Source organism: Streptomyces sp. NPDC104106, from assembly GCF_055584345.1.
Genome location: NZ_JBVJMF010000003.1, coordinates 165,259 through 190,600, shown reverse-complemented (window position 1 = coordinate 190,600; position 25,342 = coordinate 165,259). Strand labels below are relative to the sequence as shown.

Below are 25,342 nucleotides of genomic sequence, written 5' to 3'. Positions count from 1 at the left end.
CTCATCAGATGGCTCAGGCGTGGGGACGCCCGGGACCGGAGGTGAGAGAGGGAGGGAAAAGGGCGGGGAACCGCTCGGCCGAGGGCTGTTGGGCCGAGGGCTGGTCAGCCGAGCACGAAGGGGAGTTGTGCGGCAAGTTCGCCCAGGTCGTACTTCTCGGTGCCGGTCGGCGCGCGCCGTCCGGTGCCCACCCGCAGCGCGTCCGCGTCGGAGATCGAGGCCGGGAACGGGGCGCCCGCGATCCGCTCCAGCGCGATACGTGCCGCGGCGAGCGTGTCGGCGGGCGGTTCCGGGGCCGACGGCAGGTGCGCGATCAGGTCGAGGTGATGCAGAGTCCATTCGACGACGTACGCGGACAGGTAGTCGCCGACGGTCAGCACTTCGCCCCGGGTGCCGACGCGCGCGGCCGGATCCGCGAGTTCGGCGGCACGGCCCGCGGCGGAGCCGACGTCGTCGAGGTGGAACCGCAGCAACCCCGGCTCGCCGTAGGCGGCGGCCAGCCGCGGGATCAGCGCGTCGAGCGGATCGTCACCGGTCGGGGGCTCGCCGAGCTTCCAGTACCCGGCCGCGTCCACGGTCGGCTCACCCGTCGCGGGCGTGACCAGCGTGATCAGCACGTCTTGGGCGTCGATGACCAGGTGGCAGACCAAGTCCCGCACCAGCCAGCCGGCACAGCCGGAAGGCCGCCCGAAATCCTCGTCGGGGAGTCCGGCGACCGCCGCGCGTAACGCCGTCCAGGAACGTGAGAAGAGATGCACCGGGGCAACGTAGTGCGGGACCGGATCAGCCCTCAACCGAATTCAAGCGGATCACGGCCGCAGCGAGCGCGGGGGCAGGGGTATCACGGCGACGTGAGGACGGGCGGCGGGAGTCGGAGGAGGGGGGCGGAGTGCGGGGAGTGGGGCGAGTGGGGCTGGAAGGCGCGAGCCGGGGAAGCGGGGGCGGGGCCGTGGGAGGGCGGCCGGCCGGGGCTGGGGCGGCGGAATCCGGGAGAACCCTGACGGAGACCACGCGTCCGGGGCCGGAACGCGAGCCGGGGCCGCGGGCAGCCCGGGCGACCTGGGGCAAGCACGGCGGAACCGAGCCGAGGTCAGGCATCGGACGGGCAACGCCGGCGACTCCGGCCGGGGCCTGCGACGTGAGCGCCCGCCAGCCGGGGCACGGGAACCGGGGGCATACGGCGCGAGGAGCCTTGAGCCGGGCCCCAGGGACCCGGGACGACCAGGACCGACACGGCGCGCCGCGAACGACGGGGAAGAAGGGCGGCGTCGCCAGGGTCATGCGACGCGGGCAGCCCCGACTCGCGGCGGGGGGGGCCGGGACATCCGATTCGGGCGGCAGAGGCCCAGGGACCGCACGGCGCGCGGCCGGCAACGGGGCGGAGGAACCGGGGCACGCGGTACGAGCAAACCGGCGCCGGGGAGGGCAGGCGCGGGGGGGGTCAGTGGGCGGATGGGGAGAGGCGGTAAGAGGCGGCGAGGTCCCGTACCTCCACCGAGAGCACGGCCTTCGGCGGTACGCCCTCGACGCGCAGGTGCTTGCCCAGCAGTGCCAGCACCGCGTCGGACAGGCGCGTCTTCTGCGCCTCGGGGCGGCCGGGCATGAGACCGATCTCCACGTGCACGAAGGCGGCCTCCTCGCCCGGCCGGTCCCCCACGAACGTCTCCGCCGCGCGCAGCAGCGTCTTGCAGACGCCGGTCGTGGCGGACTCCTCGGTCACGAGCGGGTGCAGTTCTTTCACCAGGGCCGCCGGGTCGAAGGATCCGGCCAGGCGGGAGGAGTAGTCGATGGTGAGGTGCGGCATGGGGGACCCTTCACACGATCCAGGTGGTTTCACTAGGCAACTAGTTTCCCTCATGCCGTTCACGCGCCGCACTGGCCCCCCTTCCGCCACCCTGGACGCACCGGATGCCTCACGCCATGCGGACCTCCGTACGGAGCCCTCCCTCCGCTCGCACCGGTCGGCCGCGGCATGGGAGACGTCGGCCTGTCGGCCGATGACGTACGCCTCGCACATCCGGCTGACCATGACCACCTCTTCGGTGCGAGCGGCAGTACGGCATCGCCGCCGCGCTCGCGGAACGCTTCGCCCCCCGAGGAGCCGGCCCGGGCCGTCCGGCCGCGGTGCGCCGCTCATGCGCACGGGGCGACGCGGAGCCGGGCCCATCCGCCTCCCCCACGCTGGGGCCTTCCGGGCACTGCTGGAGGAGGCGTTCGGTGTCCTGCGTCACATCGGACAGCGGCGAGTAAACCGGCCAATCACCTCAGAGCGGTGAGCACGTCCCGCGAGCCGGACCCGTCCCCGCGGACGCCGTCGTTCCGGGACCCGCGGCACGGCGCGAAACATGCTCGTCACACGCATCCCCGTGTCGGTTTTCGGCCGGAGTAGGAGTCACCTCTTCCCCTGCCGCCACACGAGGCGAACGATGTTCGAAGGAACGAACCACGTCACCGGGCGACGTCGCTGAGCAGACCACTCACATTCAGGACCTCATGACACTGCGCCGCCTGCTGTCCCGTGGCCGGGGTGCCCGGCTTCGCGCAGGTCACGTTCATGGTGACGGTGGCGTCCTCGGGGATCTTGATGGGGGTGACCCAGTGGTAGTCCTGGTTGCGGAAGGTCTCCAGCGCGATCGTGGTGATCTTCCGGTCGCCGAACGTGATGGTCAGGAGGCCCTCGTCACCCTGGAAGTTCGCGACCACGATGTCCGTGACACCGAAGATCTTGCCCTTCGGGACCACATAGGTGCCCGTCTTGGTCGCCCCGCCCGCCGTCTGCACGTCGATCGTGGTCGAACTCTGCTGCCCGCTTCCGGACGCCGTGCCGCCGGGGCCGTCGCCTCCGGTGCCCCCCGGCCCGGCGGTCGTGCCCCGGCCGCCGTCCTGCCGCGGACCGGTGCCCTTGCCGGTGCCGGCCCCCGGGGACTGCCCGTTCTGGCTCCCGCCCGTGGTCGGGCGGGGCTGGACCACCTCGTCGGCCGCCTGCTTGGCGGCACTGCGCACCGCCGGGCGGACCAGCGCGAACCAGGCCACGACCAGCGCGATCAGCGCCGCGAGCACCGCCAGCAGCCACTTCGGGAAGACCGGTATCTGGACGAACTCCGCCTCCAGCGGAGGCCGAACGACGTCTCCGGGCCGCTCGGCCTCCTCCGCGGCCTGCGCGTCGTCGGCGCGCACGGTGAACGGCCAGACCACCGGTTTGCCGAACCAGACCGGTTTGCCGATGCGCACCCGCAGCCGGGTCTCCGCCGACTCACCCGGTTCCAGCGGGAGTTCGGGCGGCGTGAACCCGAACTTCAGCTCCTCGCCCGGCTGCTGCGGCGTGAAGGAGACGCGGGCCGGGGTGTTGCCCTCGTTGCGCACCGCCAGCCGGTAGCGGCCGCGCAGCCAGCCACGCCGACGACGCGGGAGCACCTCGGTGCGCAGTTCGTGGAACGCCTCGATGTGCACCGTGGTCTCGGGCACCGTCACCGACTCGGGGTGCTCGGCGGGCAGCACCCGTACCGCCAGCGGCACCTCGCCCGCGCGGACCTCCGGGGAGCGCGGCGGGGCCAGCCGGATGGTCACCGTCTCGGAGGTGCCGGGATACAGGGAGACCCGAGCGGGTTCGACGGTCGCCCAGGCCGCGCAGTCGCCCACGACCTCCAGGGTGTACGCCTCGACGATGTCGCTGTCGTTGCGGACGGTCAGGCTGGTGGAGGCGGTACTTCCCGGTGTCACCGTCACGGCGGGGATGTCGAGGCCGGGCGCTCCGGGTCCGGAAGAGGCAGCAGATGGCGTCACCCCACGACCGTAGAACCGCGAGCCGTGGGCCACGAGAGATGCGAGGGCAACTTCCGGGCAGTCGGCATGCCCCCAACGGTCAACGCCAACTCGCCACGATGACAGGGGGGTTGACCCGAGCGGTCCCGGCGCGCGCCCCGCCGTCACGGGGTGTCGGCCATTCCGCGCGCCTCCTTGGTTCCGTCCGCCTCTCTCCGCTCTTCTCGTCATGAAACAGGTACTCAGTATGTCCGGCTCCGTGAAGGGGAACCCGCTCATGCCCGCCCGCACGCCCCGCACCACCCACCCGTCGGCGACCAGCCACCGGGCCGCCTCCGAGCACCGGCCGCACCGGGTGTCCGTCGCGGTCTACGCCCAGGATCTGGTGCTGCGCATCGGCGTCGTCCACCAGTTGCGCCAGCGTCCCGAGGTGGAGCTGGTCGACGAGGCAGAGGCGGACCGGGCACGGACGTCACTCGTGGTCGTCGACTCCGTGGACGACGAGGTCATCGTCCTGCTGCAACGGCTGCAGCGCAACGCCGCCACCCGCACCGGGCTGGTGGTCGGCACCTTCGAGTCCGCGGCGCTGCAGCGCGTCATCGAGTGCGGTGTCGCGGCGGTGCTGCGGCGCGCCGAGGCCGACCAGGACCGACTGCTGCACCTGGTCGTCGCCCTGGCCAACGGCGAGGGAGTGCTCCCCGGCGACCTGCTCGGCAAGTTACTGACCCATGTCGGAGGCCTGCAGCGCGCGGCGCTCGATCCGCGCGCCCTGGCCCTGTCCACGCTGACCGCGCGCGAGGCGGACATGCTGCGGCTGGTGGCGGAGGGATTCGACACGGCGGAGATAGCGCAGAAGACCGCCTACTCCGAACGCACCGTCAAGAACGTGCTGCACGAGATCACCACCCGGCTGCAACTGCGCAACCGCGCCCACGCGGTGGGCTACGCGCTGCGCAACGGACTGATCTGACGGGCCGGTCGCGCGTCCGGTCGTGGCGGGGCCCTTTGCACCGCGCCATGCGCTGACCCGGCGGGCACCTCGCGGTCCCCGGGTGCACGGCCGTCCTCCCCTCGCCCGCAGCGTGCCCGGTTTCCACCGCCCCGCCCGCGGCGCGCCCGCACCGGCCGGCTGCCCGAAAGCGCAGCCCGCGCTTCCCCCGGGCACGGCCCCGCCGCCCTGCCGTGCGCCCTGCGCGCGGGCGCACAGTGGCGTGGCACACCCTGGTGTTCCAAGACTGCGAGGTGGAACCGTGAACGGCACCGCTGGCCCCGGCGGGGAGCGCCGGCTGGGGAGATTCGGCGCGTCGTTGCTCCTGCTGGTACCGCTGCTCGCGGTGACGGCGGCCTCCGGGCCCGACCGCGCCGAGGCCCGGCCGCGGGCGGCCACCGCCTCCGCCACCCGGATCGTCTACGCCGGCACCGGGCACCGCAGTCTCGGCAAGGTCGTCAACTCCAAGGAGAGCGACGCGCTCTTCGGGCCGGGTCCGGCGCACTACGACGTCGAGCCGTCGGCGCTGGGCGACACGATGGTGTTCGCCAGCCGCCGCGACTCCAAGGACCCGCAGGTCTATCTGCGCGCCCCCGACGGCTCGGTGCGCAAGCTGACCAGCGGCCGGGACGCGGCCCACCCCCGGCTGACCCCGGACGGCAAGGCCGTGGTGTTCGACTCGGCGGAGCCCGGTGGCCCGAACGGCGAGAAGCAGCGCGACCTGTGGCTGGTGCGCACCGACGGCACCGGACTGACCCGGCTGACCGACACGCCGTACGACGAGGAGAGCCCGACCGTGTCACCGGACGGGCAGCGCCTCGCGTACTCCGGCGACAGCGACGCCGTCCTCGGGTTCCAGATCTACGAGCGTCCGCTGGCCGGGGGCGCCGCCACCCGGGTCACCGGCGCGCCCGGCAAGGCGACCGAGCCCGTGTGGAACCCGGTGGACGACGCCGCGCACCGGGACCTCATCGCGTACACCTACACCGCCGACTCCTCCACGGGGCCGCGGCTGCGGATGACCGGCGGCCCGGCCGGGGACCAGCCGCTGCTCACCAAGACCCCGCAGGACTGGCGGACCCATGGGGCGGCCTGGCTGCCCGACGGGGAGGGGGTGCTGTTCCTCAGCCCGGACCGCACCTGTGGCTGCGAGGGCGACTGGGACCACGTGTACCAGGTGCAGAACCGCGGCTCGGACCCGCAGTTGGTGCTCATGGAGGACCGCGCGGTCGGCACACCGACCTGGGTCGGCCCGCGCGACGGCGGCTACGTCGTGGTGGACCGCACCACGGCCGAGGCCGACACGGAGAACGGCGTTCACGGCACGAACGTGGTGACGCTCCAGGACGTCCGCACGGACGGCGCCGACCCGCGCGACCTCCGGCTCACCATCCTGAACGAGGACCCGGCGGCCGACACCAACACCGATCCGGCGAAGGATCCGCTGTTCGCCCCGGCGCCTGGGTACGACCCGTGGACCGAGCGGCAGAGCTACACCCCGGACGGCCGCCGCATCGTGGTGACCCGGTTCGAGGGCACCAAGGACAACCGGATCGAGCGGATCTGGACGGTGGACGCCGACGGCACCCATCCCGCGGCCATGCCGCTCGCCGGGCGCGGACCGCGGGACTGGGACACCGACCCGGCGTTCTCCCCGGACGGCAAGTACCTGGCGTTCACGCGGACGTCGCCCGGCGGTGTCGGCTCCGCCTCGGGCCCGGGCCGGATCCTCATCGCCGACGCGGCTACCGGCGCGATCCTGCACGAGATCGTGCCGCCGGCCGGCGGGCAGCCGGGCAGTGACGCCCAGCCCACCTGGTCCTCCGACGGCACCATGCTCGCGTTCACGCGCACCATGACGATCGCCGGCAACGGCGGCAACAAGCACATCTGGACCGTACCCGTCGACGCCCTCGGCCAACAGCGCGACCTCAGCGCACGGATGTGCCCCGGCACCTGCTCGGTCATCGACGACAGTCCCGCCTTCTCCCCGGACGGACGCCGGATCGCCTTCAACCGGAAGGACGGCGGCGGCCAGGTCGACGAACGCAACGGCCTGCTGCTCAGCTCCGTGTCCGGCGACAGCTGCCGGGTGCTGCTGCCCGAGTCTGCCCGGTCCGCCGCGGACGGCTGCCGCCAGGAACTGCCCGACACCTCCGTGACCGGGCCGCACCAGCCGCGCGACGCGGCCTGGACGGCGGACGGCAACGGCATCGTCTACAGCTCACGCACCGACACTCCGGCCAACTGCCCGGAGAAACTGCACCTGTTGAACGTCACCACCGGCCACAGCAGCCCGCTCACCCTGGAGCTGCCGGGCCGTCAGAAGGAGCCCGGCGTCCAGCAGTCGGTGGACCTGGCCGTACGCGCGCCGGGCACCGGGCCCGCGGTCACCGTCGGCCGTTCCGCGGACATCCGCGTCGACGTCGTCAACAACGGTCCGGCCGCCTCCCCCGGTACCCGGCTGACCATCGCCCCGCCGGCCGGCCTCACCGTCACCCGGATCCGCCGCCCCGGCGGCACCTGCGACGCCGCCTCGCTCCAGTGCGCCGTCGGGATGGTGCCGCCCGGCACCACCGTGCCGGTGACCGTGACGGTCACCGGAGGCGTCGTGGGCGAGCAGCCCGTCGACTGGTCGGTCACCGGCAGTGTGATCGACCCCCAGCCCGGCGACAACACCGCCCGGACGGTCGTGCCCGTGCGCAAGGCCGCCCCTGCGAGCCCCAGCCCGACGCCTGCGCCGCCCGCCCCGACCCCCGTCCCGACGCCGCCTGCGCCGAAGGCCGGACCCGGAGTCACGGTGAGCGCGCAGCCCGACCCGGGCTATGTCGGCGGGCGGGTCGTGGTGACGTACACCGTGCGCAACGGACGCAACGCCCTGGCGACCGGACTGCGGCTGCGGGTCGGACTGCCCGCCGCGATCCCCTCCAGCGGGCCGCCCGCGGGCTGCGACAGCGGCTGGGTGTGCGCCCTGCCGGACCTGGCCCCGGGCGACAGCACGGTCGTACGGGTGGTGCTCTCGCCGGACCGTGCGGCGACCGGCCGCGCGACCGGCGTCCTGACCACCACCGGCACGGACGCCGACCCGAACGACAACACGGCCCGGACCACGATCCGGATCCTGCAGCCGCGGATCGTCGCCGTGCCGCCGATCGGCAGGCCCGGCTTCGTCACCTCGGTGCGCGGCAAGGACTTCCCGCCGGGCGTGCCGGTGCGGTTCACCTGGAAGCCGGGGATCACCGCGGCGGCCGCGCCCACCGTTCCCCAGCCGGACGGCACGTTCATCGGCCAGCTGCTGATCCTCGCCAAGGACCAGACGGGCCCGCGCACCATCACCGCGAGCGGCCCCGGATTCTCCCCGGTGAAGACCGACTTCCTGGTCGTGAACGGCAGTGTGCAGCCGCCCGACGAGGTGACCCGCCGGTGATCCACGAGGTCGACGAGGCGCTGCGCGGTCTGCTCGGCGAGTCCGGACTGGAGGCCTCCGGGGTCGAGATCGTCTTCGACGCGCCGACCCGCGACTGGGCGGCCCGCCGCACCGCGCCCACCGTCTGCGCGTTCCTGTACGACATCCGGGAGGACGCGTCCCGGCGCGGCAGCGGCGCCGGGGAGGTGTACGACGCCGACGGGTATGTGGTGGCGCGGCGCACCCCGCCGCGCTGGTTCGAGCTGACGTACCTGGTCACGGCGTGGACGAGCCGCCCGCAGGACGAACACCGGCTGCTGTCGCAGGTGCTGGCCACCCTGGTGGCCGTCGACGCGCTGCCGGACCGGCTGCTCACGGGCTCGCTCGCCGAGCTGGGCCTGACCGTCCCGCTGGACGCCGGCGGAGCCGCGCTGGACGCGCCCAGCGCGTCCGACGTGTGGTCGGCGCTCGGCGGTGAACTGAAGGCGTCCCTCGGCGTGCGGGTGCGCGCGCCCCTCGCCGGGGCGAGCAGGGCCGCCGCGCCGCCGGTCACCGAAGGGCTCCTGGTGCGTTCCGCGCACCGGCCGGAGGACGGCGCCGCGGTGCCGGGACGCCGGCTGCGCTACGACGGGGTGAGCGAACCGGGGCCGCAGGAGGGCTTCGCCGGTTCACGTGAACGGCGTCCGGCGCCCGCGCGCCGCCGCCGGGGAGGACGCCAGCCGTGACGTACGCCCAGGAGATGGAGGAGACGGTCCCGGACCTCGGCGCGGATCCGCTGTGGGCACGGCTGCGGCTGGTCGAGCAGCGGGTCCGCCACGCGGTGGCGGCCCGCCGGGCCGTCGATCCCGACCCCGACGACCCCTACCGGGGGCAGTACCTCACCCCCGAGGCGGTCCAGCGGATCCTGGACGGGCCGGGCGGCCTCGACGTACCCGGGTACGGCCCGGCGCCCGTGCCGCCCGACTCCGTGCTCGGCACGCTCGCCGCGCGCTTCGGCCTGTCGCCGCTGGACACCGATCTGCTGCTGATCGCGCTGGCCCCGGATCTGGACGCCCGCTTCGAGCGGCTCTACGGCTATCTCAACGACGACCTGACCCGCCGGCGTGCGACGGTCGGCCTCGCCCTGGAGCTGTGCGGGCTCGCGCCGGCCTCGGCGGCCCGGTTCCGGCTCGCCGCCGGCGCTCCCCTGGTGGCGGGCGGGCTGCTGGAGGTCGGCGAGCCGGAACGCCCGCCGCTGTCCCGGGTGTTGGCGGTGCCGGACCGCGTCACCGCCTTCCTGCTGGGCGACCCCGCGCCCGACGCCCGGCTCGCCGGTGTGCTCGGCACGGCCGCCGAGGATCCGACGGCGGAGCCGGAGGAGGTCCGCCGGGCGGCCCGCGCGGCCCGGTCCGGACCGGGCCTGGTGCACCTGCTCGACCGCGGCGGTGACGCGCCGGGCCTCGCCGCGGCGGCGCTGCGTGCGGCCGGGCGGGGCACGCTCGTCCTGGACCCGGCGGCCCTCGCCCGGCGCTCCGCCGACCTGCCCGCCCTCGCCCGGGTGGCGGCGCTGGAGGCCCGGCTCACCGGCGCGGGCGTGGTCCTAGGCCCGCTGGAGGCGCTGCCCGCCGCGCCCGGTGAACGGGCCCGCTGCGCACGCGCGTTGTGCGGGGCGCTGCGCGGCGTCCCCGTCCTCACGCACGGCACCGACGGCTGGGACCCCGCGTGGGCGGCCGACACCCCGGTCGTCCTGCCCGTGGCCCCGCCCTCCCCCCGGCGTCAGGCCGCACGCTGGCGCCACGCGCTCGCCCTGGCCGGCGCCGACCTGTCCCCGCAGGGCAGTGGCGCGGACGTCGACGGGGCGGACCCGGCCGGTGCCGAGGCGGAGGAGGGCGCCGAGGTGCTCGCGCGGGCCGTCGCCGCGCACCGGCTCGACGGGGATCAGTTGCGGCGCGCCGCGCAGGCGGCCGTGCGAGCGGCGGACCTCGCGGGCCGTCCGGTCCGCCCGGAGGACCTGCGTGCGGCCGTACGGGCGCAAAGCGGCGCGGGGCTCGCCCGGCTGACCCGCAGGATCGAGCCCGGCGTCGGCTGGGACGACCTGGTGCTGCCCCCGCCGACCCGGCGCGGGCTGCGCGAACTGGCCGTGCGTGCCCGGCACCGCGAGCAGGTGCTCGGGCGGTGGCGGATGCGGCCGGGCGGCGGCCGGGGGCGCGGGGTGATCGCGCTGTTCGCGGGCGGCTCGGGCACCGGCAAGACCATGTCCGCCGAGGTGGTGGCCGCGGACCTCGGCATGGACCTGTATGTCGTCGATCTGTCCACGGTCGTCGACAAGTACGTGGGCGAGACGGAGAAGAACCTGGAACGGATCTTCACCGAGGCGTCCGCCGTCAACGCGGTGCTGCTCTTCGACGAGGCCGACGCGATCTTCGGCAAGCGCGCGGAGGTCAAGGACGCGCACGACCGGCACGCCAACATCGAGTCGGCGTACCTGCTGCAGCGCATGGAGTCGTTCGACGGCATCGCCGTGCTGACCACGAACCTGCGGGCCAACCTGGACGAGGCGTTCACCCGCCGGCTGGACGTGGTGGCGGAGTTCCCGATGCCCGACGCCGCCCAGCGTCTCGCCCTGTGGGAGCGCTGCCTGGGCGACCGGCTGCCGCGCGCCGCCGACGTCGACCTCGGCTTCTGCGCGGACCGCTTCGAACTCGCCGGCGGCTCCATCCGGGCCTGCGCGGTGACCGCCGCCTATCTCGCCGCCGAGGCCCGGCGGCCGCTCACCATGCGGCAGTTGGTGTCGGCGGTGGTGCGCGAGTACCGCAAGCTCGGCCGGCTCGTCCTGGAGAGCGAGTTCGGCCCGTACCTGGCGGACGCCGTCGACGCCTGAAAAGGCAGCGCGATTGCCCCCGGCAAGGTACCCGCGCCCCTGCCGCCGGGCCGCACCCGCCTCGGAGACTCGGCATCGACGCAGGTGACCCGATGGAACGTGTGAAGGAGCGAGCATGCCGACGTACCTCACCCCGGGCGTGTACGTGGAGGAGGTGCAGTCCGGTGCCCGCCCGATCGAGGGGGTCGGCACCGCCGTCGCCGCGTTCGTCGGGTTCGCCCAGAGCGGGCCCTTCCACGAACCGACGCTGGTCACCAACTGGGACCAGTACACCCAGCTGTTCGGCGGCTTCACCGAGGGCACCTACCTCGCGCACGCCGTCTACGGCTACTTCTCCAACGGCGGAGGCGCGGCCTACGTGGTGCGCATCGGCGGCTCCGCCGAGGGCACGGCCGCGGGCGGCCGGGGCTCCCAGCAGGTGAGGGCGGCGGCCGAGCCCGTCGCGCTCGGCGGGTTCCAGATCGCCGCCCGGCCCGGCGTCTTCGGCGTGTCGGTGGAGATCGCGGACCCGGACGGCGAGAACCCGCCCGAAGACCGCTTCAAGCTGCTGGTCCGCCAGGGCGACCAGGTCGCCGAGACGTACGACGTCTCCACCCGCAAGAACGTCAAGGGCTATGTCGTCGCCCAGCTGCGCGCCTCCAAGCTGGTCGAGGTCACCGAGCAGCGCGACGCCGCGCAGACCCGCCCGGCGAGTCAGACGGTGGCCGTGCCCGACGCGCCGGCCGCGCCCGCGGTGCCCGGCTCCGGCGCGGCGAGCCGGCTCGACCCGGCCGAGTACGTCGGCGACGCCGATGCCCGCACCGGGTTCGCCGGACTGGAGGCCATCGACGAGATCACCATGGTCGCGGTCCCCGACCTGATGGCCGCCTACCAGCGCGGTGACATCGACGCCGAGGGCGTGCGCACCGTCCAGCTCGCGGTGATCTCGCACTGCGAGCAGATGGGCGACCGGGTCGCGGTCCTGGACACCCCGCCCGGACTGACCGCCCAGCAGGTGCGCCACTGGCGCAACGAGGAGGCGGGCTACGACTCCCGGTACGCCACCCTCTACTACCCGTGGGTGCGGGTCTTCGACCCGGCGGCCGGCCGCAACACGACGGTCCCGCCGAGCGGTCACATCGCCGGTGTGTGGGCGCGCAGCGACGCCGAGCGCGGGGTGCACAAGGCACCCGCGAACGAGGTGATCCGGGGCGCGGTGGACCTGGAGGTCCGGCTCAGCAAGGGCGAGCAGGACCTGCTCAACCCGATCGGCGTGAACTGCGTGCGCGCCTTCCCCGGCCGCGGGATCCGGATCTGGGGTGCCCGCACGCTGTCCTCCGACCCGGCCTGGCGCTATCTGAACGTGCGCCGCCTGTTCAACTACCTCGAGGAATCCATCCTGTTGGGCACCCAGTGGGTGGTCTTCGAGCCGAACGACGACCGGCTGTGGTCGAGCATCCGGCGCAACGTCACCGCGTTCCTCACCGAGGAATGGCGCCGGGGCGCGCTCTTCGGCCGCACCGCCGACGAGGCGTTCTACGTCAAGTGCGACCGCGACAACAACCCGCAGACCTCCATCGACCAGGGCCGCGTCGTCTGTGAGATCGGCGTGGCCCCGGTCAAGCCCGCCGAGTTCGTGGTGTTCCGGCTGGCCCAGTTCTCCGACAGCACCAGCCTCATCGACGAGTGACCGCGGGTCGGTCAAGGAAAGGTGACAGACAGTCATGGCAGAGGGCGATGCTCTTTCCACTCACGTCTTCGGCGTGCAGCTCGGCGGGTACATGGTCGAGTCGATCCAGGAGATCAGCGGGCTGACCGTCGAGGAGGAGGTCGTCGAGGTTCGGCAGGTCAGCTCGGAGGGCAAGCAGATCATCCGCAAGCAGCCCGGCGCGCGCCAGGCCGGCGAGATCACGATCACCCGGGGACTCGACAAGAGCAGCGAGTTCACCAAGTGGATCAAGGAGACCCTGAACAACGGCGCCGTCGACACCGCCCGGCAGAACCTGACCATCGAGATCAAGGACACCAAGGGCGACACGGTCCGCCGGATCCAGCTGATGAACGGCTGGGCCTCCAAGTGGGAGGGCCCCTCCCTCAAGGCCGGCGAGTCCGCCGCGGCCACCGAGTCCGTCACGATCGTCTTCGAGGAGATCCACGTCGAATGAGGCGCCGTACCGTCACGGCGGGCAACCTGGAGGAGATCCTGGAGCTGACGGCGCCCGCCGCCCAGGCGGCCGCCGAGCAGCAGCAGGCGCTGCCCCCGGCCGCCCGCCCCGCGCCAGGACAGGACCACGGGCTGCGCACGGAGTTCGAGTTCGAGCTGCCGCGCGGATACGTGGACGAGGCGGGCACCCTGCACCGGCACGGCGCGATGCGCCTGGCCACCGCCCGCGACGAACTGCGTCCGCAGATCGATCTGCGGGTCAAGGAGAACCCGGCCTACCTGAGTGTGGTGCTGCTGAGCCAGGTGATCACCCGGCTCGGCACGATCACCGACGTCCACGCGGGGATAGTCGAGCGGATGTACGCCACCGACGTCGCGTTCCTCCAGGACTTCTACCGCCGCGTCAACAGCGAGGGACACACCCGGGCGGCGGTGACCTGCCCGCACTGCGAGGGCGCCTTCGAGGTCGACCTCTCGGGTGGGCGCCTGGGGGAATCGTGACGTACGCGCTCCCCCGGCTGCGGGAGGAGATCGCGTACGTCGCCTACCACTTCCACTGGCCGCGCGAGGAGATCCTCGACCTCACCCATGCCGAGCGCCGGCAGTGGGTGACCGAGATCGCCCGTATCAACACCCGTGTGAACGAAGGCGGTTGAGCAACATGGCATGGCGGGACAGACTGCGCCGCCGGGCCGCGGCGCGGGCCGCCGCCCCGGGCTCCGCCGCGCCTGCGTCCGGTGCGACCGCAGGTGTCGAGGGCACGGAGGGTACGTCCCTGTCCCTGCCCGGGGACTGGGACGGCGGCTGGCGCCTGGCCCCGGCGCCGACGCTGACCGTGGCCCGCGCGCCGCTCGGCGTCAGCGACGGCCTCGCCTTCCGCGCGGGCCTCGCGTCCTGGCAGAACCCGTCGTTCGACGCCGGCCTCGGGCACGCGCTCCTGCCGTCCGCCCCGGTCGGCCTGGTCCACGGGGTCACCCGCCCGGCCGCGCCCGCGGGGACGTTCGCCGACGGAGGTCCGCTGCGCTTGCGAGCGCGGCGGGCGGACACCGAGGGCGGCGACGGGGGCGAGGCAGGCGTCGCATCCGGTGCCGCGGCGGCCCACGGCACCGCGCGCCGTGACCGCCGGGCCGCAAAGGGCGACGCGCCCACCGCGAACGCGCCCATGGCACCGGCCTCTCCGAGGAACCGCGCGGCCGAGCACACTCCTCGCCCGCGGGGTTCGCAGCCGTCGGACCGCTCTGCGCGGACTCCCGCGACCGACACCGTGCCCGTCCAGCGTTCGGTGACCGCGCCCGCCCCGGGCCGTGCGATCGTGGGCGCGGACCCTCTGCCGCCGGTGACCGTGCCGGGCACGTCCGGCCGGCGGGCGGAAGGAGCGGACCGGACCACGGGTGTGGTCCGGCCCGACACTCCCGGCCGTCCGGCACCGGGGCCGGAGATTCCGGTGGTGCGGCGCGTCGCCGTGGTGCCGAACGCCTCGGGGCCTGCCCCGGATGACACGGCGACGGCCACTGGGTCGCGTACCGGCCGGGCAACGGCGCCTACGGCTCCCTCCGGGGGGCGAACCGCGCCGGGCCCCGAACGCTCCGCCCGGCCGGAGCAGGCGGCGAACAGCCCCGTGCGCCCGAGGGCACTCGGCCCCGCGCTGACCACCGCCCGGCGAACGGCCGCGCCGGTACGGCGGATCGCCGTGCTGCGGCCGGCTGTCCCGGTGGCCGAGGCGGTCGCCTCCCCGTCCGCTGCCGGCAAGGGCACGGAACCCGCCGCCGTCACGGGTGGGACTGCTCGGCCCGCGCCCGCCGTACAGCGCGCCGCCACGCCCGCGCGGCCGGGCACCCGGCCGCCGCTCGGCGAGCCACTTGCCGAACTCCCCATGAGTGCACGGATGTTGACGTCCGACGACGCCCCGGGCATGACAGGGCCGGCCGGCGACAGGCAGGCGACGGAGGGACCTGCACTGCCGATCGTGCAGCGCCAGGCGGAGCCCCCCGCGTCCGCGCCCGGCCCGCACGGAAAGGGTCCGGCGACACCCACCCTCCCCGCGAGGCCCGCCTCCCCCCGGACCGGGTCAGAGCCGCCCCACCGGAGGACCTCCCACAGCGCCTCCCGCACCGGCACGCCGAGCAACCCCCGGTCGGACGCCGCCCCATCGAGCACCCGCCCCTCCGACACCGGCACCTCGGACGGCCGCCGGTCCGGCACCGGCGCCTCAAGCACCCACCCGTCCGACGGCAGCACCGGCAGCCACCGCTCCGGGGCCCGGCCGTCCGGGGCCCGTGCCCGTGGCGGGCTGGGAGCGCCGCTGCCGGCCATGCCGCCGACCGCGGACGTGCCGCGCTCCGCCGGCCCCGGCGGCCGGCCGGAGACCCCGGCCGGCCCCGTCGCTCCGCTCGTCCAGCGCGCCCCCGCCCGTCCGGACCGGTCCGCCGCGGGCGCCGTGCAGTCCCCGTCCGGCAACGGGCTCGGAAGCACCGCTCCGCTGCTGGGCACGACGGAGGACGAGCGTCTCCGCCGATCCCCCGACTCCCCCGACGCACAGGGCGATTCGGGCGCGGCGGCGAGCAGCAGCACACCGGCTCCGGCGACCCCCCTGGTCGTTCCCGGCGGTGCCGCTCGGCCCGCACCCGCCTCCCTCCCGTCCCCCGAATCCGAACCCCGCCCCGGCCCCGCCCCGGTGCGGCGGCTGCTCGCGACGGGGGCCGCAGCCCGGACGCGACCCGGTGGAGCGTCCGCGGACGCCACTCCGGTCGTCCTGGCCCGGACCGCCGCGGCTACCGGTTCCGGGCGGGCTCCCGATGCGGGCGCGGGCCGCCGGACCGCCGGTGTCGTCGACGCGCGCCCCCTCACGGCACAGCGCCGGCCGGTCCGCCGTGCCCTTCCCCTGCTCGCCGCCCGTCCGCTCACCGTCAACACCCGTCTCCCGGAAGGCGTCGCGCCCGCTGTCGCCGCCCGTGGCACCGCGCGCCCGGTCGTCGCCGCGGCCTGGCGACGGGAACCGGCGTCGGCCCCGGCACCCGTCCCCTCACCGGCGCGGCGGAGCGTCTCCGCCCCGGCTCCGACAGCGTCGTACAACTCCCCCGCGCCGGGCGCCGGTTCCTCGCCTTCCCGCCGCTCCGTCCCCCTCGTACGGCCGAACCCGCCAGTGCAGCGGGCGACGCCCGTGGGCCTCTCGGCGCTGCCCGTGACCGATCCGCAGGCGCCCCCGGTGCCGGACCGGCCGGACAGCCCGACGCGGCACTCCGGCCCGCCCGTGCCCGTGGTCCGGGCCGCCCGGCCGTCGGCCGGCGGGCCCACGGGCGCCCCCGCCCCGGCCGCACCCGTCGTCCAGCGGCAGGTGGCCGGCGGTGGCACCGCCCCCGGCCCCGCCGCCGTCCCCCCGGGGGTGCCGGTGACCGCCGTGCCCGCGAGGACGGTGCGGCGCACGCCTGCCGGACCAGCGGCGCCCGGGCGGAGCGCGGGCGGGGACACGGTCCGGCCGACGGGAGACGCGCGGGATCCCGGGATCGATCTGGACGAGCTGGCGCGGCGGCTGCTGGACCCGATGGCACGGCTGTTGCGGGCCGATCTGCGGCGCGGCCGGGAACGTGCGGGCCGTCCCCACGACGGACGCCGCTGAGGACTGGGAACGGATGGACTGCGGATGACGGACAACATCTTCGCGACGAGCGTGTTCTTCCGGCTCGCGATCGGCGGCAACGACCTCGGCGCCTTCCACACGTGCTCCGGCATGGGGGCCCAGGTGGAGATGGAGACGTACGCCGAGGGCGGCAACAACGGCTTCGAGTGGCAGTTACCCGGCCGGGTGACCTGGTCGAACATCACGCTCACCCGGCCGGTCACCGCCGACACGGCGAAGATCGGGCGCTGGCTCGACGACACGCTGCGGCGGGTGGAGCCGAAGGACGGGGAGATCGTGGCGCTCAGGCCGGACCTGAGCCGGATCATCAGCTGGCAGGTGCTCGGCATCGTGCCGGTGCGCTGGCAGGGGCCGTCGTTCGATCCGGCCTCCTCGCAGCCGGCGGTGGAGACGCTGGAGATCGCCCACGAGGGACTGAGGCCTTCCTGATGGCCGCCGTCCGTACCAACGTCGCCAGGGCCCAGCTGACCCTGAGGGAGCCCCCGACGGCCGTCGGCGCCAAGCCGGGCGGGACGATCGCGCGGCTCAGCCTGCAGTTCAACCCCAACACCCTGCAGCTGCGCAAGACCACCGAGTGGCGGCGCACCCCGTCGCGGATGGCCGGGGAGTCGGCGCTGCCGGAGTTCGTCGGCAGCGGGCCGCGGGAGCTGAGCCTGGAGGTCTTCCTCGACGCCACCTCCACCCACGACAACTCGGTCGAGCAGGCGGTGGAGAAGCTGATGAAGGGGTGCGTGCCCACCCCGGCGAGTCTCGCGCGGAAGAAGCCGGCGAGTCCGTGGGTGCGCTTCGAGTGGGGCACGGCCCGTACGACGTCGTTCGACGGCGTGCTGTCGAGCCTGTCGGTGACGTACACGCTGTTCGACGTGGACGGCAAGCCGCTGCGGGCGACCTGCTCGCTGTCGGTCGCGGAGGCCAGCGTCGACCCGGCGGGGCAGAACCCGACCTCCGGCGCGCGCACGGCCCGCAGTACGCACACCGTGGTGGCCGGGGACAGTCTGCCGCTGCTGGCGTGGCGGGAGTACGGGGACGCGACGGCCTGGCGGGTCATCGCGGAGGCGAACGGGATCGACGACCCGATGGCCCTCGCGCCCGGCACCGAACTGGTGGTGCCGGCGCTGGGCGACGCGGGCGATGAGGGGGAACGGTGACCACACCCGAGGCACGCGGCGGCCGGTCGTTCGCGGCGGACCCCGTCGTGGAGGCGCCAGGTGAGCTGCCGCGGATCTGGGCGGCGCAGCTGGTGAGCTGTGTGGTGGACGAGAACGTGGGTCTGCCGGACACCGCGGTGCTCACCTACCGCGATCCCGACCACGAGTTCCTGAGGTCGACCGGCATCACCCTCGGCACCCCGCTGCGGGTGTCGGTGGTGACCGTCTCCGGGCAGGCGCGCGAGCGGCTGTTCAACGGCGAGGTCACAGCCGTGGAGATCGACCGGGACGGCACGGGGTCGTTCACCGTCGTACGCGCCTGTTCCGTCGCGCACCGGCTGCAGCGCGGCCGGAAGGTGGTGGCGTACCGGAACATGACGGCCGCGGCGATCGTCCGCAAGGTGGCCGCCGGGGCGGGGCTGCCGTGCGGCACGGTGGAGGCCGCGCCGGTCACCTACCGGCAGTTGTCGCAGGCGAACGTCTCCGACTGGGAGTTCCTGCAGTACCTGGCGGGCGAGAGCGGTGCGCTGGTGCGGGTCGACGACCAGGGGGTGCTGCAGTTCACCAGGCCGGAGAAGGCCTCCGGCGCGCCCGCGCCGTCGACGCCGGCCACCCAGAGCCCGATGGTGCTGGAGTACGGGCGGAATCTGCTGGCGCTGCGGGCCGCGCTGTCGGGTGCGGACGGGGCGTCCCAGGTGGAGGTGCGCGGCTGGGACGTGACCACCAAGACGCCGCTGGTGGCCCGGCGGCAGTCGGTGACGAGCGAGACCGTGCTGCCCGGCCTCGCCCCGGAGCTCGGCGCCCGGTTCGGCTCGTCGGCGAAGCTGACCGTGACGGACACGCCGTACCGGACGCAGGCCGAGACGACCGCGGCCGCGAACGCCACCGCCGCCCAGGTGAGCGCCGGTTTCGGCGAGTTGGAGGCGGTGGCCGAGGGCAATCCGCGGCTGCGGGCGGGCCGTCCGGTCGCGCTCGGCAACGTGGGGCCCGCGTTCTCCGGCAAGTACACGGCGACGGCGGTGCAGCACACCCTGGAGCCGCACGGCGGCTACCGGACCACGGTGTGGGTGAGCGCGAGCCCGGACCGCTCCCTGGCCGGTCTGGTGACCGGGGCCAACGCGCCCGGCCGGGGCCCGCGCATGCCGGGTCTGGCGATCGGCGTGGTGACGGACGTGCGCGAGCCGGGCGGTGCGCGGAGCGGAGGGGTCCGGCTCACGTTCCCCTGGCTGGACGACACTTATGTCACCGACTGGGTGCGTACGGTGCAGTGGGGCGGCAAGGGCGGCGGGGGCGTGGTGAGCCCCGAGGTCAACGACGAGGTGCTGGTCGGCTTCGAACAGGGCCTGCTGGACCGGCCGTACGTCATCGGCGGCCTCTACAACGGCGTGGACCGGCCATCGCCGCACGACGTGCCGCTGGTCGACGGGACCAGCGGCAAGATCAACCGCCGCTCCGTGGTGTCGCGTTCGGGACATCGCGTGGAGCTGCTGGACGCGCCCGCTCCGGGGCCGTCCGGGGTGCGGCTGCGCACGGCGGACGAGCGGCTGGAGGTGGTGCTGGACGACCGGCACGACCGCATCGAGCTGACCGTGTACACGGCCGGCGGCCGGCGCGCGGTGTCCTCGCTGCGGCTGGACGAGGGCGGGATCACGCTCGACGCGACGACCGGCACGGTGCGGGTGAAGGGCGGGAGCGTGGAGATCGACGGCACACAGTCGGTGACGGTCGACGGCCGGTCGGTGACCGTCACCGGGCACACGGACCTCAGCCTCGACGGCGGCCTGCTCGGAGTGCTGAAGGCGGATCTCGTGCGCATCAACTGACCGCCGTACCCCGCTGTTTCCCCTTTCCGCCGACGCCACGAACTCCGAGGAGCCCCGCATGCCCGCCGCAGCCCGTACCGGCGACCCCACCAGCCACGGGGGCGTGATCGCCACCCCGCCGCCCGGCGCCGCCGCGACGGTGGCTCGGGTGCTGATCGGCGGTCGGCCCGCCGCCGTCGTGGGGAGCCTGCACACCTGCGTGGTGCCCCCGCACGCGGCCATGGGACCGGCCAACGTGGTCCTGCCCGCTCCGGGCGCGCTCGTCTCGGGCGAGGTGCTCATCGGCGGACTGCCGGCCGCGCGGGCGGGCGACTCCACCGCCTGTGGCGCGACGATCCAGATCGGCGCCCTGAACGTCCGGATCGGGGGCGTGTGATGAGCGAGCGGTTCATCGGCCGGGGCTGGGCTTTCCCGCTACGGGTCGGGCCGACGGGCGGGATCGCCCTGGTGGAGCGGGAACGGGAGATCGAGGAGGCGATCCGGCTGGTGCTGGGAACCGCGCCCGGCGAGCGCCCGATGCGGCCGGAGTTCGGCTGCGGCATCCACGACTACGTCTTCGCGCCCGGCGACGGCGCCACCGCGGGGCGGATCGCGCGGGCGGTGCGCGAGGCGCTGGAGCGGTGGGAGCCGCGGATCACGGTGGACGACGTGGTGGTCGCCTTCGACGCGGTGGACGACGGAACCCTCTACATCGACGTGCGCTACACGGTGCGTTCCACCAACGACCGGCGCAACCTGGTGTTTCCCTTCTACACGATCCCCTCCGAGGAGGGGACCGAGGAAGCGGTCGCGGACTGACATGGCCCTGCCCTCCCCCAACCTGGACGACCGGCGGTTCCAGCAACTCGTCGACGAGGCGAAGCGGTATGTGCAACAGCGCGCCCCGGAGTGGACCGACCACAACGTCTCCGACCCGGGTGTCACGCTGATCGAGACGTTCGCCTATCTGGTGGACCAGTTGCTGTACCGGCTGAACCGGGTACCGGACAAGAACTACACCGCGTTCCTGGACCTGTTGGGGATCCGGCTGTTCCCGCCCGCGGCGGCGAGCGCCGAGGTCGACTTCTGGCTGTCGGCGCCGCAGTCCGAAGCGGTGACGCTGCCCGCCGGTACCGAGGTGACGACGGCGGACGGCGAGGCGGAGGAGCCTGTGGTCTTCACAACCACTCAGGAACTGCGCGTGGTGCCCAGCGAGTTGATCCGGCTGGTGACCGCTCCGCGCGCCGGTGACCAGACCGACCGCACGCGTGAGCTGGGCGAGGGCCGTGACGTACGGTGCTTCCAGCCGGCGCCCGAGCCGGGGGACGCCCTGCTGTTCGGGCTGCCCACGGCCGTGCCGCGGTGCATCGTCGCCGTACGGCTGGACAGCCGGGTGGAGGGCGTCGGCGTGGACCCGCGCCAGCCGCCGCTGGTGTGGGAGGCGTGGGACGGCGGCCGCTGGCAGGTGTGCGAGACCGGCTCGGACACGACGGGCGGCCTGAACCGGCCCGGCGAGGTGATCGTGTACGTCCCGGCCGGGCACACCGCGTCCGTGATCGGCGGCACCCGGGCGGGCTGGCTGCGCTGCCGGGTCACCGAGGCGGAGCCGGGCCAGCCGTTCTACTCGGAGTCCCCGACCGTGCGGGAGGCGGCGGTGTTCACGGTCGGCGGCACCGGCACGGTGGAGCACGCCGAGACGGTCACGGACGTGCCGCTCGGGGCGTCGGAGGGGGTGCCGGGCCAGAGCTTCCGGCTCGGCCGGCCGCCGGTACTGCTGGACGGCGAGCCGCCGGTGGTGGAGGTCTCCTCGGCGGACGGCTGGCGGCGCTGGGAGGTGGTCGAGCACTTCGGCCGCTCCGGACCGGGCGACCGGCACGTCCAAGTCGACGCCACGACGGGCGAGTTCGTCTTCCCGCCCGCGCTGCGCGAGCCGGACGGCACGCTGCGGCTGTGCGGTGCGGTGCCGGAGAAGGGCGCCCAGATCCGGGTGTCCCGCTATCGCACCGGCGGCGGTCCGGCCGGCAATGTGGCCCGGGGCGCGATCTCGGTGCTGCGCAGCTCGGTGCCGTACGTCGCGCGGGTGACCAACCGGGAAGCGGCGCGCGGCGGGGTGGACGGGGAGACCGTCGCCAACGCCAAGCTGCGGGCGCCGGACGCGCTGCGGATGCAGGAGCGGGCGGTGACGGCCGAGGACTACGAGATCATCGCCCGGCAGGCGGCGCCCTCGGTGCGCCGGGTGCGCTGTCTGCCCGCGGCCCAGGGCGCGGGCGCGGTGCGGGTGCTGGTGGTGCCGGACGCCGTGGCCGATGAGGGCGACCGGCTCCGCTTCGAGCAGCTGATCCCCTCGGACCAGGTGCTCGCCGCGATCGCCGGGAGCCTGGACGAACGGCGGCTGATCGGGACCCGGCTGGTGGTGGAGCCGCCGGCCTACCAGGGCGTCACGGTCGTCGCCCGGCTCGCGGCGGCCGCCGAGGAGACCGACCGGGTACGGGACGCCGCGCTCGCCGCGCTCTTCCGGTACCTCAACCCGCTGCGCGGCGGCCCCGACGGCACGGGATGGCCGTTCGGGCGGCCGGTGCAGTACGGAGAGGTCTTCGGCCTGCTGCAGCGTGCCACCGGCAACGCGCTGGTGGAGGAGATCCGGCTGTTCGCCGCCGACCCGATCACGGGCCGGCGCGGCAGCCCGGCGGACCGCGTCGACGTGGCCGCGGGGGCGCTGGTGTTCTCGTACCAGCACCAGGTCGTCGTCCAGCCGCTTCAGCCGGGAGGCCCGGCATGAGCCGCGCCGCCGTTCCCGGTCTGCCGAGCCGGCACCCCATCGGCGGGCTGCTGCCCGCGCTCTACGCCGACGACGACGTCGCCCAGCGCTTCACCGCCGGTCTGGACACCGTCCTCGCCCCGGTGTTCGCCACCCTGGACAACCTGCCGGCCTACCTCGACCCCCGCGTGGCACCGCTGGACTTCGTGGCCTGGCTGGCGTCGTGGGTGGGCGCCGCCGACGACCCGGACCGGTCCGCGGAGCTGCGCCGCGAGGCGGTGGTGCGCGCGGTGGAACTGCACCGCCGGCGCGGCACCCGGCGCGGCCTGGTGGAACGGCTGCGGCTCACGCTCGGGGTGAACGCCGACGTCAGCGGCGACGGCGGGGCGGTGTGGTCCCGTACGGCGGGCGCCGCGCTGCCGCCGGAGCCGTCCGGCGAGGTGGTGGTCCGGGTGTGGCCGGGGCGCGACCCGGTGGTGGACGAGGCCCGGGTCCGGGAGACCGTCCGCGCCCTGTGCCCGGTCCATGTCTCGTGCCGGGTGGAGGTCCTGCCCGGCCCGCCCGCCGACGAAGGGAGGTGACGCCGTGCGCGCGTGTCCCGTGTGCGGAGCGTCCAACGAGCCCGATGACGACTTCTGCTCCAACTGCGGTTCGTACCTGGGCTGGTCCGAGGAGGGCTCGCGGAGCCCGTCCGCGCCGGCGTCCGGCTCCGCGCCGGATGCCGCACCGGCTGCGGTTCAGGAGCCTGCCGCGCCGTCGGCCGGGGAGCCGAGCGCCGCGCGGTCGTCCCGTACGTCACCCACCGCGCCACCGGGTACGTCGTCCTTGCGGACGAGGCGGACGGGCCGGTCCCGGCGGGACGCGGAGCCCACACCCGGTGCCGCTCCCGAGGGCACGCCCGAGCCGGAGCGGTCCGCTCCTCCCCCGCCACCGCCGGCTCCGGACGCCCCGGCAGGCGACGACAGGGTTCCGGCGGGGGGGAGTTCGTCCCCCGTGGCAGGCGCAGACGGCGAGGACCGCCGTACGGACAGCACCGGTCCGGCCCCCTCCCACACCCCCGCGTCCGCGTCCGGCACATCCGACGCCACGGGACGGCCTCCGCAGGCCCCGGCCCGGCAACCGGCACCGCCCGAACGCGAGCCGGAGCCCGGGCCCGGGGCCGTTGGGCCCGTGCAGCCCGCGAAGCCGGTCGCGCCGCGGCCCGTCGTCCGGCCCGTGGCGGCGCCGCAGGAGGTGTCCGGCGTGCCCTGCCCGGCGTGCGGTACGCCCAATCCGCCCGGCCGCCGGTTCTGCCGGCGCTGCGCCCATCCCCTGACCCCGGCGGCGCAGCGGACCGCGCTCCCCTGGTGGCGGACGCTCTGGCCGCTGCGGCGCCGGGTGCGGGCGGGATCGGGGCGGTGGATCCGGTTCCTGGTGATCCTGGCCGTGGTCGTGGCGCTGTGCGTGGGCGGTTTCCTCCTGCTGCCCGCCGGGCACGCCCTGTTCGAGGACACCCGGGACAAGCTCAGCGGCACCAAGGCCGTCACACCGGTCGGCGTCCGGGCGAGTGCCGAGGTGCCGGGGCATCCGGCGAAGAACACCACGGACGGGATCAGCAACCACTACTGGGGAGCGCCCGGGGCGGGGGCGTCGATCACGTACACCTTCGGCAAGCCGTTCCGGATGGTCGACCTCATCGTCACCAACGGCGCCTCGCGGGAGCCCGAGGAGTACCACCGTGAGGCACGGGCGCTGCGCATGGACATGGAGGTGACGTCGGCGGACGGCTCGGTGCACCGCAAGGAGATCGACCTCAGCGACAAGGCGGGCGACCAGACCGTCGCGACCGGGATCGACGACGTGGTGAAGGTGCGGCTGGTGCTGGGCTCGGTCACGGGACTCACCGCGGGGCGTCATGTCGCCGTCGGCGAGGTCGAGTTCTTCCAGCGGAGCTGACCCGCGCCGCCGGGCGCGGCCGGGTCAGCGCGGCGCGTCCATGCGCTGGGTGCCGACGACCGACAGCAGCCGGAGCGCCTCCTCGGAGGGCGAGCCCGGGACGGCCGTGTAGATCACGACCTGCTGGTCCCGGTCGGTGAGGTCGAGCGCGTCGCAGTTGACGGTGACCGGCCCGACCAGGGGGTGCCGGAACGTCTTGCGCAGGGTGGGCGCCACGGCCACCTCGTGGGACGCCCACAGCCGGGCGAACTCCGCGCTGCCCTCGCGGAGTTCGCGGACCAGCCCGGCCACCTCGGGGTCGTCCGGGTAGCGGGCGGCGGCCGTGCGCAGGCGCCGGACGGCGTGCCGGGCGAAGGCGCCGGCGTCGGACACGCCGTACAGCGGCCGTCCCTGCGGGTGCGGTCCGAGGAAGGCGCGGCGGGCGAGGTTGCGCTCGCGCCGTGACAGGGCGGAGAAGTCCTCCATGAGGGCGGCGGCCAGGTCGTTCCAGGCGAGCACCTCCAGCGTGGCGGAGGTGACGAAGGCGGCGGAGCCCGGCAGCCGGTGCACGAGGTCGAGGACGGCCTGCGGCACCGCGCGGGAGGGGCCGGGCGGCGGGCTCGGCGAGGCACCGGCCAGCAGGTGGAGGTGGTCGCGTTCGGCGTCCGTCAGCCGCAGGGCGCGGGCCAGCCCGGTCAGCACCTCGCGCGACGGGCGCGGGGCGCGGGCCTGCTCCAGGCGCGCGTAGTACTCGGTCGAGATGTACGCCAGCTGCGCCACCTCCTCGCGGCGCAGTCCCGGGGTGCGGCGGCGCGGCCCGGCGGGCAGCCCCACGTCGGCGGGCCCGATCCGCTCGCGCCGGCTGCGCAGGAAGGCCGCCAGCTCTGTTCTGTCCACGCCTCGAGTGTGCCCGGGTGCGCCGGA

The 25,342-nt window shown here is 74.9% G+C and carries 22 protein-coding genes and 1 pseudogene; 18 read left to right on the top strand and 5 right to left on the bottom strand.

Going from position 1 to position 25,342, the window contains the following annotated elements; translation table 11 throughout:
• Window positions 1–104 precede the first annotated feature (104 nt).
• From ACZ60X_RS08215 to ACZ60X_RS08205, 3 genes are all read right to left on the bottom strand, one after another.
• Window positions 105–758, bottom strand: coding sequence for a maleylpyruvate isomerase N-terminal domain-containing protein (locus tag ACZ60X_RS08215; protein ID WP_469594865.1), 654 nt, complete (start codon window positions 756–758; stop codon window positions 105–107).
• 683 nt (window positions 759–1,441) lie between these two features.
• The gene (locus tag ACZ60X_RS08210; RefSeq protein ID WP_469594863.1) at window positions 1,442–1,804 is read right to left on the bottom strand and encodes a 5-carboxymethyl-2-hydroxymuconate Delta-isomerase; all 363 of its coding nucleotides are present in this window, start codon (window positions 1,802–1,804) and stop codon (window positions 1,442–1,444) included.
• A gap of 644 nt (window positions 1,805–2,448) precedes the next feature.
• The gene (locus ACZ60X_RS08205) at window positions 2,449–3,783 is read right to left on the bottom strand and encodes a COG1470 family protein (protein WP_469594861.1); all 1,335 of its coding nucleotides are present in this window, start codon (window positions 3,781–3,783) and stop codon (window positions 2,449–2,451) included.
• Between the two features lie 226 nt (window positions 3,784–4,009).
• Between ACZ60X_RS08205 and ACZ60X_RS08200 the strand changes: the two genes are divergently transcribed.
• The 17 genes and pseudogenes from ACZ60X_RS08200 to ACZ60X_RS08120 all read left to right on the top strand — a co-directional run.
• The gene (locus tag ACZ60X_RS08200; RefSeq protein WP_469594858.1) at window positions 4,010–4,732 is read left to right on the top strand and encodes a helix-turn-helix transcriptional regulator; all 723 of its coding nucleotides are present in this window, start codon (window positions 4,010–4,012) and stop codon (window positions 4,730–4,732) included.
• A 280-nt stretch (window positions 4,733–5,012) separates the two neighbouring features.
• Window positions 5,013–8,177: a hypothetical protein gene (locus ACZ60X_RS08195; protein WP_469594855.1), complete on the top strand. Its 3,165-nt coding sequence runs from the start codon at window positions 5,013–5,015 to the stop codon at window positions 8,175–8,177.
• A complete protein-coding gene (locus tag ACZ60X_RS08190; protein WP_469594853.1) occupies window positions 8,174–8,881 on the top strand; it encodes a Pvc16 family protein in 708 nt (235 codons plus the stop codon). The genes ACZ60X_RS08195 and ACZ60X_RS08190 overlap by 4 nt, the downstream gene beginning before the upstream one ends.
• Before the next feature lie 14 nt (window positions 8,882–8,895).
• The gene (locus ACZ60X_RS08185) at window positions 8,896–11,016 is read left to right on the top strand and encodes an ATP-binding protein (protein WP_469595965.1); all 2,121 of its coding nucleotides are present in this window, start codon (window positions 8,896–8,898) and stop codon (window positions 11,014–11,016) included.
• A gap of 115 nt (window positions 11,017–11,131) precedes the next feature.
• Entirely contained in the window at window positions 11,132–12,685 is a 1,554-nt protein-coding gene (locus ACZ60X_RS08180) for a phage tail sheath family protein (RefSeq protein WP_469594850.1), read from the top strand.
• A gap of 34 nt (window positions 12,686–12,719) precedes the next feature.
• The gene (locus tag ACZ60X_RS08175) at window positions 12,720–13,160 is read left to right on the top strand and encodes a phage tail protein (RefSeq protein WP_469594847.1); all 441 of its coding nucleotides are present in this window, start codon (window positions 12,720–12,722) and stop codon (window positions 13,158–13,160) included.
• The gene (locus ACZ60X_RS08170) at window positions 13,157–13,660 is read left to right on the top strand and encodes a hypothetical protein (RefSeq protein ID WP_469594845.1); all 504 of its coding nucleotides are present in this window, start codon (window positions 13,157–13,159) and stop codon (window positions 13,658–13,660) included. The genes ACZ60X_RS08175 and ACZ60X_RS08170 overlap by 4 nt, the downstream gene beginning before the upstream one ends.
• A complete protein-coding gene (locus ACZ60X_RS08165) occupies window positions 13,657–13,815 on the top strand; it encodes a DUF6760 family protein (protein ID WP_167403935.1) in 159 nt (52 codons plus the stop codon). Before ACZ60X_RS08170 ends, ACZ60X_RS08165 begins: the two co-directional genes overlap by 4 nt.
• A gap of 5 nt (window positions 13,816–13,820) precedes the next feature.
• Window positions 13,821–16,775: a hypothetical protein gene (locus tag ACZ60X_RS08160; RefSeq protein WP_469595962.1), complete on the top strand. Its 2,955-nt coding sequence runs from the start codon at window positions 13,821–13,823 to the stop codon at window positions 16,773–16,775.
• A gap of 24 nt (window positions 16,776–16,799) precedes the next feature.
• A complete protein-coding gene (locus tag ACZ60X_RS08155) occupies window positions 16,800–17,225 on the top strand; it encodes a phage tail protein (protein ID WP_469594843.1) in 426 nt (141 codons plus the stop codon).
• A complete protein-coding gene (locus tag ACZ60X_RS08150; RefSeq protein WP_469594841.1) occupies window positions 17,225–17,944 on the top strand; it encodes a CIS tube protein in 720 nt (239 codons plus the stop codon). Before ACZ60X_RS08155 ends, ACZ60X_RS08150 begins: the two co-directional genes overlap by 1 nt.
• The gene (locus ACZ60X_RS08145; RefSeq protein ID WP_469594839.1) at window positions 17,941–19,767 is read left to right on the top strand and encodes a VgrG-related protein; all 1,827 of its coding nucleotides are present in this window, start codon (window positions 17,941–17,943) and stop codon (window positions 19,765–19,767) included. The genes ACZ60X_RS08150 and ACZ60X_RS08145 overlap by 4 nt, the downstream gene beginning before the upstream one ends.
• 58 nt (window positions 19,768–19,825) lie before the next feature.
• Entirely contained in the window at window positions 19,826–20,143 is a 318-nt protein-coding gene (locus tag ACZ60X_RS08140) for a PAAR domain-containing protein (protein ID WP_469594837.1), read from the top strand.
• On the top strand, window positions 20,143–20,565 hold the full coding sequence (locus tag ACZ60X_RS08135; protein WP_469594835.1) for a GPW/gp25 family protein: 423 nt from the start codon (window positions 20,143–20,145) through the stop codon (window positions 20,563–20,565). The genes ACZ60X_RS08140 and ACZ60X_RS08135 overlap by 1 nt, the downstream gene beginning before the upstream one ends.
• Window position 20,566: 1 nt before the next feature.
• Window positions 20,567–22,525 carry a putative baseplate assembly protein gene (locus ACZ60X_RS08130; protein ID WP_469594833.1) on the top strand — a complete coding sequence of 653 codons (1,959 nt, stop codon included), beginning with the start codon at window positions 20,567–20,569 and terminating at the stop codon, window positions 22,523–22,525.
• Window positions 22,522–23,085 (top strand): phage tail protein, encoded by a 564-nt coding sequence (locus ACZ60X_RS08125; protein ID WP_469594831.1) that lies wholly within the window; start codon window positions 22,522–22,524, stop codon window positions 23,083–23,085. The genes ACZ60X_RS08130 and ACZ60X_RS08125 overlap by 4 nt, the downstream gene beginning before the upstream one ends.
• A pseudogene (locus ACZ60X_RS08120) lies at window positions 23,030–23,155 on the top strand (zinc-ribbon domain-containing protein); the annotation flags it as partial. The gene ACZ60X_RS08125 and the pseudogene ACZ60X_RS08120, both read left to right, overlap by 56 nt.
• Before the next feature lie 86 nt (window positions 23,156–23,241).
• Here ACZ60X_RS08120 and ACZ60X_RS08115 read toward each other — a convergent pair.
• Window positions 23,242–23,376 carry a hypothetical protein gene (locus ACZ60X_RS08115; RefSeq protein WP_469596022.1) on the bottom strand — a complete coding sequence of 45 codons (135 nt, stop codon included), beginning with the start codon at window positions 23,374–23,376 and terminating at the stop codon, window positions 23,242–23,244.
• A 298-nt stretch (window positions 23,377–23,674) separates the two neighbouring features.
• Between ACZ60X_RS08115 and ACZ60X_RS08110 the strand changes: the two genes are divergently transcribed.
• A complete protein-coding gene (locus ACZ60X_RS08110) occupies window positions 23,675–24,439 on the top strand; it encodes a zinc ribbon domain-containing protein (RefSeq protein ID WP_469595960.1) in 765 nt (254 codons plus the stop codon).
• Window positions 24,440–24,463: 24 nt separating this feature from the next.
• Here ACZ60X_RS08110 and ACZ60X_RS08105 read toward each other — a convergent pair whose 3' ends face one another.
• Window positions 24,464–25,315: a helix-turn-helix transcriptional regulator gene (locus ACZ60X_RS08105; protein WP_469594828.1), complete on the bottom strand. Its 852-nt coding sequence runs from the start codon at window positions 25,313–25,315 to the stop codon at window positions 24,464–24,466.
• Between the last annotated feature and the right edge of the window lie 27 nt (window positions 25,316–25,342).

Coding starts and splice junctions, on each gene's coding strand:
- ACZ60X_RS08210 (WP_469594863.1), bottom strand. CDS start 1,804: ATGCCGCACCTCACCATCGACTACTCCTCCCGCCTGGCCGGATCCTTC.
- ACZ60X_RS08170 (WP_469594845.1), top strand. CDS start 13,157: ATGAGGCGCCGTACCGTCACGGCGGGCAACCTGGAGGAGATCCTGGAG.
- ACZ60X_RS08175 (WP_469594847.1), top strand. CDS start 12,720: ATGGCAGAGGGCGATGCTCTTTCCACTCACGTCTTCGGCGTGCAGCTC.
- ACZ60X_RS08125 (WP_469594831.1), top strand. CDS start 22,522: ATGAGCCGCGCCGCCGTTCCCGGTCTGCCGAGCCGGCACCCCATCGGC.
- ACZ60X_RS08200 (WP_469594858.1), top strand. CDS start 4,010: ATGTCCGGCTCCGTGAAGGGGAACCCGCTCATGCCCGCCCGCACGCCC.
- ACZ60X_RS08150 (WP_469594841.1), top strand. CDS start 17,225: ATGGCCGCCGTCCGTACCAACGTCGCCAGGGCCCAGCTGACCCTGAGG.
- ACZ60X_RS08155 (WP_469594843.1), top strand. CDS start 16,800: ATGACGGACAACATCTTCGCGACGAGCGTGTTCTTCCGGCTCGCGATC.
- ACZ60X_RS08180 (WP_469594850.1), top strand. CDS start 11,132: ATGCCGACGTACCTCACCCCGGGCGTGTACGTGGAGGAGGTGCAGTCC.
- ACZ60X_RS08135 (WP_469594835.1), top strand. CDS start 20,143: ATGAGCGAGCGGTTCATCGGCCGGGGCTGGGCTTTCCCGCTACGGGTC.
- ACZ60X_RS08160 (WP_469595962.1), top strand. CDS start 13,821: ATGGCATGGCGGGACAGACTGCGCCGCCGGGCCGCGGCGCGGGCCGCC.
- ACZ60X_RS08185 (WP_469595965.1), top strand. CDS start 8,896: ATGGAGGAGACGGTCCCGGACCTCGGCGCGGATCCGCTGTGGGCACGG.
- ACZ60X_RS08130 (WP_469594833.1), top strand. CDS start 20,567: ATGGCCCTGCCCTCCCCCAACCTGGACGACCGGCGGTTCCAGCAACTC.
- ACZ60X_RS08140 (WP_469594837.1), top strand. CDS start 19,826: ATGCCCGCCGCAGCCCGTACCGGCGACCCCACCAGCCACGGGGGCGTG.